This window comes from Stenotrophomonas sp. AC248 (genome assembly GCF_979258185.1).
The window spans coordinates 1-13,340 of sequence record NZ_OZ409840.1; the positions used below are offsets into that span (position 1 = coordinate 1).

The window sequence follows — 13,340 nt, forward strand, 5'->3', positions numbered from 1 at the left end:
GCGCCCCTTCCATGGACGCATCACTGCTGTCGAACGCATCGGCAGCAATGGCGGGCTGGCGCGCTATCGCCTGCGCCTGCAGCCCTGGCTGGCGTTCCTGGGCCAGCGCGTGGACAGCTACGTGTTCCATGACGCCAGCGTGGTCGACATCGTCGAAAACGTCTTCGCCGACTACAGCGGCCTGGTCCCGGCATGGCGCTGGGACCTGACCAATCGCAGCCTCTACGCCAGGCGCAGCCTGACCACGCAGTATCAGGAAACCGACCTGGCCTTCGTGCAGCGCCTGCTGGCCGAAGAGGGCATCTATTACTGGTTCGAGCATGCGGGCGAGCCGGCCAGTGCGTCGTTGGGTGCGCATACCTTGGTACTGGCCGACCACCAGCATGCGGCCGCGCAGCTGGGGCCGGTTCGCTTCCATCGCGGGGATGCGTCCGAACGCTCTGACAGCGTGCAGCAGTGGTCGGTGTCGAAACGTTGGTGTACTGCGAAGGTGACCCGTACTACCTGGGACCATCGCAGTCTTGAACTGCGGCACGCCAGTGCCGAAGCACTGACGCCCTATGAGGGCATCGGTGAGGACGCCGACACCTGTGGCCCGTACGGCTGGCAGGACAACACCCGTGGCCAGCGCCGCGCCCAACAGCATCTGGATGCGCTGCGCGTGCGCGCGCACACGATTGAAGGGCAGGGCAAGTGGCGGCGGCTCACCCCCGGGGCGCAGTTCCAGTTGGGCCAGCATCCGGGCGTGGATGCCGGCACCGCCTTCCTGTGCCTGTCGGTGCAGCACCAGGCGCGCAACAACTTCGAGGCCGATGTGTTCGACGCACTGGAGCAGCAGCTTGGGCCGGCCGCGCAGGCGCCACTCAGCTTGCCGGGCGCTTTGACGGGCTTGTCCGTGACCAACACCGCGCCGGACCTCACCACCACCTTCTACGACAACCGCTTCGTCGCTATCCCGGCCGACGTGGTGTACCGCCCGCAGACCGAGGACGGCCACGGCACGCGTTTGCATCCGCGCCCGTCGATCACCGGCACGCTCAGCGCCATCGTGGTCAGCGACGGCGAGCCGCTGCAGTCCGATCGCGACCACCGGATCAAGGTGCAGTTCCCGTGGCAGCGCGGCGGTACATCGAGCACCGGCTTGGCCCATCCCGGCGGTGACGACAACGCCCCGGCCAACGGCGGTGCCTGGACCTGGGTGCGCGTGATGACCCCCTGGGCCGGCGACAACTGGGGCGGCGTGGTGCTGCCCCGTCGCGGCCAGGAAGTGCTGGTGGCCTTCCTTGAGGGTGACATCGATCGCCCGGTCGTGGTCGGCGCGGTGTACAACGGCCGCGGCCAGACCGACGCGGCCCATAACCAGGTCGCCAGCGGCGGTGCCAACGCCACCGGCAATGCGCCGGCGTGGTTCCACGGCAACGAGCACGCTGCTGTCTACACCGGCTTCAAGAGCCAGGCGCTGGCCGACAGCCAGGGCGGGCAGGGCGGTTACCAGCAGATGCGCCTGGATGACACGCCCGGCCAGGGCCGCGCGCAGCTTTCCACCACCCAGCACGCCACCACGCTGACACTGGGTCACCTGAAGGGCGGCGAAGACAACGTGCGCGAAACCGAGCGCGGCTTCGGCGCGGAACTTTCCACGCAGGCCTTCGGGTCCCTGCGTGCCGGGCAAGGCTTGCTGCTCAGCACCGAGCCTGGCGAACTCCAGCTGGCCGCCAACCAGGCACTGACCCAACTGCAGGAAAGTGCCGAGCTGCTGCAATCGCTCAACGAATCGGCAGTGAACCAGCAGGCGCAACTCCCCGAGGAACCGACCAAGTTGCAGGCCCACGACGCGCTGGAACAACTGCAGGAAAGCCTGCGCGCCACCCAGAGCGGCAGCGCAGCGGGCAGCATCAGCGGCGGCGACGGCGATGCCCCGGGCTGGGACAAGCCGGTGCTGATGGGCAGCGGCGTGGCCGGTGTGATGAGCCTGACCCCGGCTGATCAGGTCTGGGTCAGCGGCACGCACACCACGCTGGCCTCGGGCGTGGCGCTGAACTGGCTGAGCCAGGGCTCGATCACGATGGCGGTGGCCGGCGGGCTGGTCCTGTACACCGCCGGCGCCGAGCCGAAACCCGAAAGTCCGAATCAGGAACGTGGGATTGCGCTGCACGCCGCGCAGGGCAAGGTCAGTGCGCGCGCGCACAAGAACCAGGCAATCCTGGCGGCCAAGACCAACGTGAAGATCGCCAGTACCCAGGCCGATGTGCAGCTCTCGGCGCCAAGCAAGCATTTGCTGGCGACGGCGGCCGGTGCTTACATCCGGATCGAGGGCGACAACATCGAGCTGGGCGCGCCCGGGAAGGTGGAGTTCAAGGGGGCGCAGCGGGAATGGGCAGACGCCGCATCAGAGGCCTGCGAAGTTGACATCAGTGCCGGCCAGCTTGGTGGCTGCGAATTCAAGGACAATGTCGGATGACCCGGGAAGGCGAACGATCAACCGATCGGTCTGAGGCAAGGGCAATCGCAGATACCTGCTACTTGCTGCGCCACGCCGAGCATGAGGCAGGCCAACTGTATGTAGTCCTCGATGCCACTGTTGGAACCAGCTCCCTCTTCCATGCCAGGCCAAAGGAAGAGCGGTTGGAGATCCGCGTTGAGGGCTTCGGTAAGGCGGCGCTTCACATACTGATGGTTGGTTCCGGTCAGGAAGAAATGCTCAGAGCGTCGGTTGAGCAGTACCGGCTGGCACGAAGGGAGCACCGTCGATCCCAAGTAGCTGCATGGGTCAACACGCCACTGGGTATCGATCACGTGGGTATGACGCTGCGTAGGCTGCTGGAGAACGAGAAGCGCAGTGGCTCGAAGGACCCCGTGCGATGCCTTGACTCCATGTCAATTCCGCACTGGCCCCACGCATTGTCCGAGCAGCAGCGACACATGCTCTCGCGCTCACTGCCAATGATTGCGTGCCTGAGCCTCAACGCAGACCTCAGCTGGATATTGCTGCCCGATGTCGACAAAGATTCGCTGCAGATGCATGCGCGCGGCGCAATGAAGCAGCACAGCGTCTCACTCGTGAACGAGGCCGCCAAGGTGCTGCAGCGAATTGGCGTGCACGATATTGATCTTGAAAGAGCTCACCTCTTTGCAGAATCCATCAATGCAAATGTGCGCAGACGCAACATCCTGGATCGAACGATCCTGTTGGCGCACGACATGCTTCTGGATTGCGATTTTCATTCGTCGCCGACCATCAGACTACTGCTTGACGAGACACCGGAGCACGAGATGGCGTTGGCACAGAAGATCGGCGAGCTGGGTGAGTTGGAGTTGGAACGCATCAGGGACGAAATGTCTGGCCAGCAGGGAGCACGCTGAAGTGTGGTCGATGAAAAACAAGATAGCCGCGTCAGCCGTTAAATCGGTATCGCCGTGCGAACAGGGAAGCTGCAAGAACTGCGACAAACCAGGTCTGCTTGTTCATCCTTTCCGCTACTCCGCGTTCTGCAGCGATGAAGAATCAATCCTGGAGAGGATCCCGGCGCTTAGACCGTCGTCGGGTGACTCGCTCCCGGAGCTGACTCAAAGCAAGTATGCGCTACGAATGATGAGAGAGGGATACATCTATGTCGTACTTGTGCGCAACGGCCTGAAGTACATCGATAGCTACTATGTGAGACCCAGTGGCCGCTTGATGCGATTCCGGGAGACGCCGCCAGAACGGAAGACATCCGATATGGCGTGTCAGAGAATGGCCAACTCGCCGAACGCACTGATGGTCGCCATCGATGCGCCAGAAGAAGTCAGCATGACCTACTGGTTGTTCACCCCGGATCCGTTGTCCAACAATAAGGAACAGGAGCTGTTGTCAACGGCCGAGGAGCTTCTTTCATCCGGGTCTCTGCAAGGGTTCAGTCCTCAAAAATGGATCAACCAGCGGGAAAGCGAGCAGTACATGTTGTCCCCTGCAACGATCTCGTACTTTGTACTTGAGTACATGGTTGCGAGTCAGATTGCGGGCTATTCGGTTGGCCAAGTCCCGATGATCAGAGCACTTGACGAACAGCCCTTTCCTGCTTTGTGCGACTCGCAGGATCCACCGCTGCCACCGGCTTTCACGGCGGATCAGCTTGGGCCGTTCTATCAGTCTCGACTGAACGCTTCTCTGCCAGTGCTCAGGGAATCAGTTGAAATGCTTCGAAGTCAGGATGGGCTAGGGATTGCTCTCCAAGATCCAATTGGCATCACTCAAGAGCTGAACGCGTGGCGGAATCGGGCCATGGAGGGACTTGAGGAGTGGATGCATACCGTTGATAAGTTCGGCGTGGACAATCAATGGAAGTATCTAGCCGCACGTCAGTACGCTGACATTCGGGAGGGTGTACTCGCTGGGCGCATACGAGTGGCAGAGAAAAATGCTGTCGATGCGTCAAACCATCATATAGATCAGACGCTGCGAGAGCTGGAGGCGCTGAGGGGACAGCAAGGCACACTAGATCCAGGCGCTGTAATTGAAGCTGGCAAGATGATGCGTGACCAAGATCCACTTGGGATCCGCAGAGCTGCCATTGAAGAAGCGCGAATCAAGACGCTTGAGAGCTTCAAGAGAATGGAATTAGCGCTTGATGGCAACCAAAACTCGATCCTTTGGGAATTCGAGACCCTTGCCGGTCCCTGCGAAGTGGCCATGAGATTGCGCGCCTCGGATCACCTGCTCTGGCTCGCGACCACCATGTTCAAGGCAGCATTGCGCTTCTACGACAAGAATGACTTGACCTATGGCTGGGCATTCGCGGTGCAGATTGGATTGTCCACCAACGGCATGGAGGCTGATGAGACGTCGAGTCAGGTCATAGATGAGTGGTGGAGTGAGCTTGGCGCGCGCAGAGCGAAGAATGAGCATTCGGATGAACTGAACTTCGCCTGGCGGGTCTTCACGCTCAATCAGATTTCGCTGGAAGAGCATGTTACGGCTGCTCTTGCAGATCAAAGCGCCCTCCAGGATGAGGAGGAGGTCTGGGAGACAATTGCAGCGACCAATGAGGCTGCCGGCAAGGCGGTAGAACTATTCGACAAGGCAAATGCAGCTCTTCGGGCGTGTGAAGAAGCGGGCCAGGTTGCATGGTTCAAGCGTAGTCTGCTCGGCGTCTCAATGTCGTGGTACGCGCAATGGGGACGTGTTCTTTACAGAACGGCAACAACCTCAAAGTTTGATCAGGTATACATGAATGTGCTGATCAAGCTGATGCAGTTGCGGATGGGAGCCAGTGGTCAACATGTTCCAGTTGAGGGACACCTTTTTAGCGCTTCACCCGGGCTTTCCGCACAGTTCTGGCGGGGACAAATGACCAAGGCGATTCGCAGAGGCGTAGAGGCCGAGCTCTCCAAAGGGCGTGCCGGTGGTGTGTATCGAGCTCGAGTCATGTTGATGGCATCAGCATTTGAATCAGTCAACCTAATCGTCAAGGGCAGACGATTGAGCGCAAACGACGTTACGTTGAGGGAGGGGGCGGAGTTCATCGCATCAGGGGTCGCTCTCACTGGTGGTGTGTTGGCCCTGCTGGAGGAGGCGTCGAGCTGGATAAGAAGCGGCTACGGGCCACGATCCTTGATGGGCGGGCAGTTTCAAGTATGGGGTGGGAGACTAGGCATCTACGGCGGCTTCCTTTCGGGGAGCGCTGGTATTGCAATGGCTGTTCTGGACGCGGGGTCGCTCAATGAACGGTTGAGGAAGGAAGATTACGCTCTGGCTGCCGCGTATGGCGCGAGATCCATTGTCTCAGGAACCGCTGCCTTGCTCGGGATCACCATCAGCTTCGCGGGGGCTGCGCCATTTCTCCACGCTCTAATGGTGAATTCGCGCGTGGGCTACATGCGTACCATTCTTAGTATTTCTAGTAGCTTGGCGGCGAGGTTGTACGCACGGCAAGCGCTTATTCTAATGCTTAGGGTGTGGGGGGCTCGCCTTGGTTGGGCCGCAGTCGCACTAACGGTTGTAATTACTTTTATGAGTCTTGATGATTTCAAAATTTGGTGCGAGAAGAGCATTTTCAGAATTGATAAGAAGGGCAGGGGCTACCCCAATAAGGAAGCAGAGATCCTAGCGATTTTGCGTCTAACAAATAATGACGAAGAGTAGAAATGTATCTTCTTGAGATGCTGTACTGGAAATCGAAGACGTCTGAAGATGTCGCCTCGTCGCTTCGCACGGTGGAGCGGGAGGGCGCGGGTTACCCCAATATCGGGCAAAGAGCTGAAGTGCCGCCAGCTGACGGATTCGCGTTTTTTAGTGTTGGCGAGAACTTCATTGACGTTCAGGGTGCTTGGCAGGAAGACAAGCGTGGATTGGTTACGTTCCTGTTCCTTGGTGTGATGGTCGTGCTCCAGTACTACTTTCTCATAGGAGCCGTCGTCCCAGGAGCCAGGAGTCTTGCCTCCGGATTTGGCGCTCTTGGCAACCCCTTGCGTGCCGATGGGTATATATTCATATCCATTATAATATTGATGTGGGCATTCGCTAATATTATATTCTTTAGAACATGTTGGCGGTGGATCCGTCTGGAGATATTTGTCCAGCGCAGAATAATTGCGAGATTCAATAGGGTTACTCGGCAGGTGTATATCAACAGGCCAGCTTATGCAGGGGGGCTCGTGACGCTGCCTTGGGATGCCACCATTGCCGAAGCATCTGGTGGCGATGCTGCTTCTCCGGCCGGTGGGACACTCGCAATGGTCTGGCCAGCCAGCTACAGCGGTTCTGGTTTTGACGACTACTGTCTGATTGGTGGGACCCTCCCAGATCGCGCCAGTGCAGAGGCACTGTGGGAGTACATTCGGCTGTTCATGGAGGAAGGGCCAGACGCGGTACCTCGTCCCGCGCGTCTGAGATCTACATTCCCCTGGCCGTGGGATTCGGTCCGCTCCACATTGAGTTTCCTTGTCCCGTCATGGCGCACAGGCGACAAGGGGCTTTTGCTCACGTTCGCGCTGATCTTGTCGCCCCTGCTGCTGCTCCACAGCATCTGCCATTGGCTCTCGCTGCTTCTGTGCTGGCCTACATGGTGGCCCAGGATCATTCGTCGCGCCGGACTGCCCGGTGCGCCCGTGCCGAAGCTGACTACTGCAGATGACTACGGCCCGGAGATGGCCGCGAAGCTCAGAGCGTCGGCGCTCAAGGTCGTCGACAACAACAGTGCTTCATCAGGACCCTAGCTTCGCTTTGGGTGAGATGGCTAGAGCGCACCTTCTCACTGCAAATGAAGGACGGATCTACAGGGAAGGTATAACTCGACCATCAACGGCGGAAGGCCAGTTTTGTGAAAGAAATTGTTGCAAACGAGTCTGTTGAGTTGGTTGACTTCTCATCCCCTGTTCGTGGGCGGGAGGGGGTCATGTACCCATTGAAACACTGGCGTCCAGAGGAGGTGGATCTCGACTTTGTCATGGACATCGGTGAGGGAGAGCTTGTCGTTGCGCCTAACCTGACAATGCTCTCTGGAGCCAAGGGTGGCGCTCTCTGGATGATTGGTGTCATTTTACTGGTTGATGCTGTTTTTATGCACATAATGATCAAGTTCATTGCGCTGCATAATGACTACGTAGCAGCCGCTATCCCTGGTGCGTTTATCTGCATAAGCATTCCATTTTGTATATGGATACTAAGTTCCATCAGATACAAAAGTCGCATTGAGCCAGTGCTGTTCAATCGGGAAGACGGGACGGTACAGCACTACGGTGCTGACCGTGTCACAACGTTGGATTGGGTAAATCTGAAGCCTTTCATACGCATCGTGCGGGCCGTTGGAACGGCAGGTGGTGCTCAGGTACAACTGCTCATCCTCGCGGAGTTTGACAGCACCTCGCGCAGGGTTGGAAGGGAGGTTGTAGTAGGCCGAGGGGACGTTGTCAGTGCTGGTTCGCTGAGATACGGGTTCCTTGAGGCATACATGGGCAAAACTCTTGAAGCGCTACCCGCGTTCCGATTGGCGTCGCTTCATATGAGCTGGATGCAGCGCATCGCGTCAAGCATCTGGATGGTCCCCGCGTTGGGTGCCAGCTGGCTTGGGGAGAGACCTTGGTCAGGCTGGATAGCGCTGGGCACCATCATCAACACCGTTATTGCGCTTCCTCTGCTGGCTGCTGAGATTGTGGCTGCAAAGATCTCGCTTGGACCCCACGGTGAAGCCGCGTTGGGGCCTTGGAAAAAGCGATTCGCAGCGCTTCCGGAGGAGTCCAAGCTGCGGACACTTGCGCGTCATCGCGGTGGCATGTTCGCACCGGCCAGACGCTGGCTGTTCGCTTCGATAGCGATCGGATGTGTGTTCTGGCTGGCCGTAGGTGCGTTCTGGGTGATGCTGATCACCTCTAAAACGTCCTAGAACCATTTGGAGCATGTTGAGGACCATGACGCATGCCGCGATTAAGACATCGGGTACGCGGCACCGGTTGCACCGTCCAGGCCTCGTTCAATGGCACCTATCGGAACCGGCACTTTGCCGCCGGGTCCGACGGATTGAACGCGGCGAGCGGCAGTGCAGCGTAGGCAGGGGCCGGTGCGATTGCGTCGTTTGGGGGGAGAGCAGCCGGGCAGAGCCCGGCGCTACAGAACCTTGATCAGCACTTTTCCTTGCGCCCCATCAGCCGGCCCACGCGCGACGGTTCATCGCACTTGGGCTTCGGCGGCGGCGGCGCTACCGCAGCCGCACGGGCCCGTTGCAGTTGCTGCACCTTCGCGCGGATCTGCGGCATCGCCGCCATCGCGGCTTTCTCGCCTTCCAGGATCGCGTAGCCGCGCTGGCTGAAATCGGCTGCGCCGATCTCCAGCACCTTGGGGCGGATGATGATGTCCGCGCGGGCCAGTTCCTGCTCGCCCAGGCGCTGGCCCATGATCGAGATGGACTGGTTGACGATGCCCAGCATCCCGGTCGGCGACTTGCCGCTGGCCTTGCTGGAAATGTCCACGGCGATGACGAAGTCCGCGCCCAGCTGGCGCGCGGCATCCACCGGCACCGGGCTGACCACGCCGCCGTCGACGAAGCTGTTCTTGCCGATCTTCACCGGCTCGAATACGCCGGGGATGCTGCTGGACGCACGTACCGCCTGGCCCACGTTGCCGCGCACGAACACGGCGCGGTCGCCGGTGTCCAGGTTGGTGGCCACGGCCGCGAACGGCTTCTGCAGTTTTTCGGCGGGGCGGTTGCCCACCTGCGCGTTCACGTAGTCCTGCAGCTTCTGGCCCTGCACCAGGCCGCCGGAGAACAGGCGCACGTCGCGGATGCTGGCTTCGTCCAGGGCCACGGCCTTGGACTGCATCTGGAACGCGTCCATGCCGCTGGCGTACAACGCGCCGACCACGCTGCCGGCGCTGGTGCCGGCCACCACCACCGGCTCGAAGCCGTTGGCTTCCAGCATCTTGATCACGCCGATATGCGCAAAGCCCTTGGCCGCGCCGCCGCCCAGGGCGATGCCGATCTTGACCGGCTTGGCCTGCACCACCGGGGTGGCCACCGGTGGCGGGGTCGGGCGCACGGGGTCACCGCCGCAGCCGGCGAGCAGGCCGAGAGCGGCAACAGACAGCGTCAGGCGAATACGGTGCAGTGATTTCATCGGCGTGGCAGAAAGTGAATGGGCATCGAGGGCGTCAGCATACCGGTACTGCCGGCCGTTGGTCGGCAATGGCAGGGCGCCGGTTTATATCGGGTTGCCGGCCACCGGCCAGCCCCCTCAGAACCGGTTGTCGCCGTCCAGGATCCGGCCGATGCCGCCCAGCACCGAACCCTCGCCACGGCTCTGCCCGCCGGCCTGGGGCGCGGCCATCCACATGCGCCCGGCCAGGCGCGAGAACGGCAGCGACTGCAGCCACACCTTGCCCGGGCCGGTCAGTGTGGCCAGGAACACGCCTTCGCCGCCGAACACCATGCTCTTGATGCCGGCCACGCGGCGCACGTCCATGTCCACGCTGGCGTGGTAGGCCACGATGCAGCCGGTGTCCACGTCCAGCCGCTGGCCGGCGGCCAGTTCCCGCTCTACCACGCAGCCGCCGGCATGCACGAACACCCAGCCGTCGCCCTCCAGCTTCTGCATGATGAAGCCCTCGCCGCCGAACAGGCCGGTCATGATCTTGCGCTGGAACTGCACGCCGATCTGCACGCCGCGCGCGCCGGCCAGGAAGCTGTCCTTCTGGCAGATCAGGCGGCCGCCGTGCTGGTCCAGCTTCATCGGCAGCACCGTGCCGGGGTAGGGCGCGGCGAAGGCGACCTTGGCCTTGCCCTGGCCGGTGTGCGTGTACAGGGTGGCGAACAGGCTTTCACCGGTGAGCACGCGCTTTCCGGCGCTCATCAGCTTGTCCATGAAGCCGCCGCCCTGGCCGCTGTGCGAGCCGTCGCCGAACACGGTGTCCATCTGCACCGCGGCGTCCTTGAACATCAGGGCGCCCGCCTCGGCGATGGCGCTTTCGCCCGGGTCCAGCTCGATCTCCACGAACTGCATTTCATGGCCGACGATGCGGAACTCGATGTCGTCGGCGCGCTGGCTGCGGCCACCGGGGCCGGGCAGCGGTGGCGGCGCGCCCTGCGGGGCGACGCTGCCGGCCAGCAGCTCGGGCACCTCGCCGATTGCCATCCAGCCGCTCATGCCCTCGCACCAGACCAATGCCCGCGGGTTTAGGTGAGCGTACTGGCGGGCGGCGGCATCGTCGAGGGGACCGGTGCGGTCGGCCTGGCCGGACGTATGGAAATACCACTGGGTCATGGCGGTGTGCCTGGCAGACGGAGGAGGGAGCCAGTCTAGAGCGGCCAGGTAGCAGCCCGAGTGGGCCGGAAGTCGTGACCGGCGTCGGAAAGCGCGATCTGCCTTCACATCCGGGTGGCCGGATCTTGGTAATGAATGACCGGAATTTGCGACGCTGTTGCTGTACTGCAACAATTGTCTGGTAGCGCCGGTCCACCACCCCTCCCAACACAGCCTAAAACGCCATGTTCCCGAACCGCACTGCCCACGGCCGGTTTCCGTCCGTGCACCCGCTCGTCATCGCCCTTGCCGCCCTGCTGCCATTGACGGCCGCAGCCCAGGACGCCCCCGCCACCAAGGATCCGGTCGCCCTCGACACCCTGCAGGTGACGGCCCAGCGCCGTGTGGAAAACGCCAAGGACGTCCCGGTGTCGATCTCGGCCATCCAGGGCGAGAAGCTCGACGTGCTCGGTTCGGCCGGCGACGACATCCGCTTCCTCTCCGCGCGCGTGCCCAGCCTGAACATCGAATCGTCCTACGGGCGTGCCTTCCCGCGCTTCTACATCCGCGGCCTGGGCAATACCGACTTCGATCTCAATGCCTCCCAGCCGGTCTCGCTGGTGTATGACGACGTGGTGCAGGAAAGCCCGCTGCTGAAGGGTTTCCCGCTGTTCGACCTGGCCGGTGTGGAAGTGCTGCGCGGCCCGCAGGGCACGCTGTTCGGGCGCAACACCCCGGCCGGCGTGGTCAAGTTCGATTCGGCGCGCCCGTCGCAGGACGCTGACGGTTACGTCAAGGTGGCCTACGGCAGCTACAACACCTGGAACACGCAGGGCGCCTACGGCGGCCCGCTGACCGACCGCTGGTCGGCACGCGTGTCGGCGCTGTACCAGCGCCGCGATGACTGGGTGACCAATACCCGCGCCAATGCACCGGCGCAGGGCTTTGAAGGCTACGACGAAGCCGCCGCCCGCCTGCAGTTCCTGTACGAAGGCGACGACCTCGAAGCGCTGTTCAACGTGCACAAGCGCAAGCTCAACGGCACCGCGCGCCTGTTCCGCGCCAACATCCTCAAGCCGGGCACCAACCAGCTGGTCGAGAACTTCGACCGCGACGAGGTCTCCACCGACGGCCAGAACTTCTCGGAACTGGAAACCTGGGGCGCCAGCGCGCGCCTGAAGTGGGACCTGGGCCGGGTGACGCTGCACTCGATCACCGGCTATGAAACCGCCGAATCGCTCAACCACGGCGACATCGACGGCGGCTACGGCGCCAGCTTCCTCGGCGCGGGCAACTATGGCCCGGGCAACATCCCGTTCGCCTCCGAGTCGGCCGATGGCCTGCCGCACCACCGCCAGTGGACCCAGGAATTCCGCATCGAATCCAACGAATGGGGCCGCTTCGACTGGCAGGCGGGGCTGTTCTACTTCGATGAAGACGTCACCATCGACAGCTTCAACTACGACTCGCTGGCCCCGGGCAACCCGCAGAACGGCCATGCCGTGCAGAGCCAGCGCAACAAGGCCTGGGCGGCGTTCGTGTCCGGCGATTTCGACGTGACCGAGCGCTTCAAGCTGCGCGGTGGCGTGCGTTACACGCAGGACAAGAAGGACTTCAGCGCCAGCGTGCTGCAGGCCGTGCCGTTCGGTACGCCGGTCAGCGGCCCGTACCTGGCCAACACCGACGTCAACGACGTCAGCTGGGACCTGAGCGGCGTCTACCAGATCACCGACAACCTCAACGCCTATGCACGCGTGGCCAAGGGCTTCCGTGCGCCGTCGATCCAGGGCCGTCTGGCCTTCGGTGGCGTCTCCCAGGCCGACTCGGAAAAGGTGATTTCCTATGAAGCCGGCATCAAGGCCGACCTGTTCGACCGTCGTGCGCGCCTGGGCTTCAACGTGTTCCGCTACAACGTCGATGGCCAGCAGCTGATCGCGGTGGGCGGCAGCAACAACACCGCCACCCTGCTCAACGCCGACAAGACCCTGGGCCAGGGCGTGGAACTGGACTTCGAGGCCTACCTCACCGACCACGTGCTGCTCACCCTGGGCAGCAGCTACAACGACACCGAGATCAAGGACCGCGACCTGGCGGTGGCGATCTGCGGTGGCGGCTGCACCATCACCGACCCGACCACGGTCATCGACGGTTCCACCTACGCACTGGTCAACGGCAATTCGCTGCCGCAGGCGCCGAAGTGGATCCACAACCTGACCCTGCGCGCCGGTTTCCCGATCAACGACGCCAGCGAGCTGTACGTGTACACCGACTGGGCTTACCGCAGTGAAGTGAACTTCTTCCTGTACGAGTCGCCGGAGTTCCGCAGCCGTTCGTCGCTGGAAGGTGGCCTGCGCCTGGGCTACAACTGGGATTACGGCCAGTACGACGTGGCCGTGTACGGCCGCAACCTGACCGACCAGGTGCGCGTGGTGGGCGCGATCGACTTCAACAACCTCACCGGCTTCCTCAACGAACCGCGCACGTTCGGCGTGGAGTTCACCGCGAAGTTCTGAGGGTAGGTACCTACCGTTGGTGGGTACGCACGGCAAACGAAAACGGCGCGGAGAGATCCGCGCCGTTTTCCGTCATACGCGGTAGAGCCGACCGTTGGTCGGCTGCCCAACGCG

The 13,340-nt window shown here is 62.0% G+C and carries 8 protein-coding genes; 6 read left to right on the plus strand and 2 right to left on the minus strand.

Annotation, left to right across the window (positions count from 1 at the left end):
- From ACZ0AE_RS00005 to ACZ0AE_RS00025, 5 genes are all read left to right on the plus strand, one after another.
- Positions 1 to 2,461 (plus strand): type VI secretion system Vgr family protein (locus tag ACZ0AE_RS00005; RefSeq protein ID WP_463600076.1); only part of this gene is annotated, 2,461 nt, incomplete at its 5' end.
- Positions 2,458 to 3,363, plus strand: coding sequence for a hypothetical protein (locus ACZ0AE_RS00010; RefSeq protein WP_463600077.1), 906 nt, complete (start codon positions 2,458 to 2,460; stop codon positions 3,361 to 3,363). The genes ACZ0AE_RS00005 and ACZ0AE_RS00010, both read left to right, overlap by 4 nt.
- A 10-nt stretch (positions 3,364 to 3,373) precedes the next feature.
- The gene (locus ACZ0AE_RS00015; protein ID WP_463600078.1) at positions 3,374 to 6,124 is read left to right on the plus strand and encodes a T6SS effector BTH_I2691 family protein; all 2,751 of its coding nucleotides are present in this window, start codon (positions 3,374 to 3,376) and stop codon (positions 6,122 to 6,124) included.
- Between the two features lie 2 nt (positions 6,125 to 6,126).
- Positions 6,127 to 7,197: a DUF6708 domain-containing protein gene (locus ACZ0AE_RS00020; protein WP_463600079.1), complete on the plus strand. Its 1,071-nt coding sequence runs from the start codon at positions 6,127 to 6,129 to the stop codon at positions 7,195 to 7,197.
- Positions 7,198 to 7,376: 179 nt separating this feature from the next.
- Entirely contained in the window at positions 7,377 to 8,363 is a 987-nt protein-coding gene (locus ACZ0AE_RS00025) for a hypothetical protein (RefSeq protein ID WP_463600080.1), read from the plus strand.
- 235 nt (positions 8,364 to 8,598) lie between these two features.
- Here the strand turns inward: ACZ0AE_RS00025 and ACZ0AE_RS00030 are convergent, their stop codons facing one another.
- Both ACZ0AE_RS00030 and ACZ0AE_RS00035 read right to left on the minus strand, forming a co-directional pair.
- Entirely contained in the window at positions 8,599 to 9,591 is a 993-nt protein-coding gene (locus ACZ0AE_RS00030; protein WP_463600081.1) for a patatin-like phospholipase family protein, read from the minus strand.
- 117 nt (positions 9,592 to 9,708) lie between these two features.
- Positions 9,709 to 10,734 (minus strand): TIGR00266 family protein, encoded by a 1,026-nt coding sequence (locus ACZ0AE_RS00035; protein WP_463600082.1) that lies wholly within the window; start codon positions 10,732 to 10,734, stop codon positions 9,709 to 9,711.
- Positions 10,735 to 10,958: 224 nt separating this feature from the next.
- On the opposite strand from ACZ0AE_RS00035, the gene ACZ0AE_RS00040 reads away from it, so the two are divergent.
- Positions 10,959 to 13,226, plus strand: a complete 2,268-nt coding sequence (locus ACZ0AE_RS00040; protein WP_448132648.1) for a TonB-dependent receptor — start codon at positions 10,959 to 10,961, stop codon at positions 13,224 to 13,226.
- The last annotated feature ends 114 nt before the right edge of the window (positions 13,227 to 13,340 follow it).

What these genes read in the sequence shown, in the direction of transcription:
- ACZ0AE_RS00035 (WP_463600082.1), bottom strand. Translation starts at nt 10,734, where the DNA reads ATGACCCAGTGGTATTTCCATACGTCCGGCCAGGCCGACCGCACCGGT.
- ACZ0AE_RS00025 (WP_463600080.1), top strand. Translation starts at nt 7,377, where the DNA reads ATGTACCCATTGAAACACTGGCGTCCAGAGGAGGTGGATCTCGACTTT.
- ACZ0AE_RS00015 (WP_463600078.1), top strand. Translation starts at nt 3,374, where the DNA reads ATGAAAAACAAGATAGCCGCGTCAGCCGTTAAATCGGTATCGCCGTGC.
- ACZ0AE_RS00010 (WP_463600077.1), top strand. Translation starts at nt 2,458, where the DNA reads ATGACCCGGGAAGGCGAACGATCAACCGATCGGTCTGAGGCAAGGGCA.
- ACZ0AE_RS00020 (WP_463600079.1), top strand. Translation starts at nt 6,127, where the DNA reads ATGTATCTTCTTGAGATGCTGTACTGGAAATCGAAGACGTCTGAAGAT.
- ACZ0AE_RS00030 (WP_463600081.1), bottom strand. Translation starts at nt 9,591, where the DNA reads ATGAAATCACTGCACCGTATTCGCCTGACGCTGTCTGTTGCCGCTCTC.
- ACZ0AE_RS00040 (WP_448132648.1), top strand. Translation starts at nt 10,959, where the DNA reads ATGTTCCCGAACCGCACTGCCCACGGCCGGTTTCCGTCCGTGCACCCG.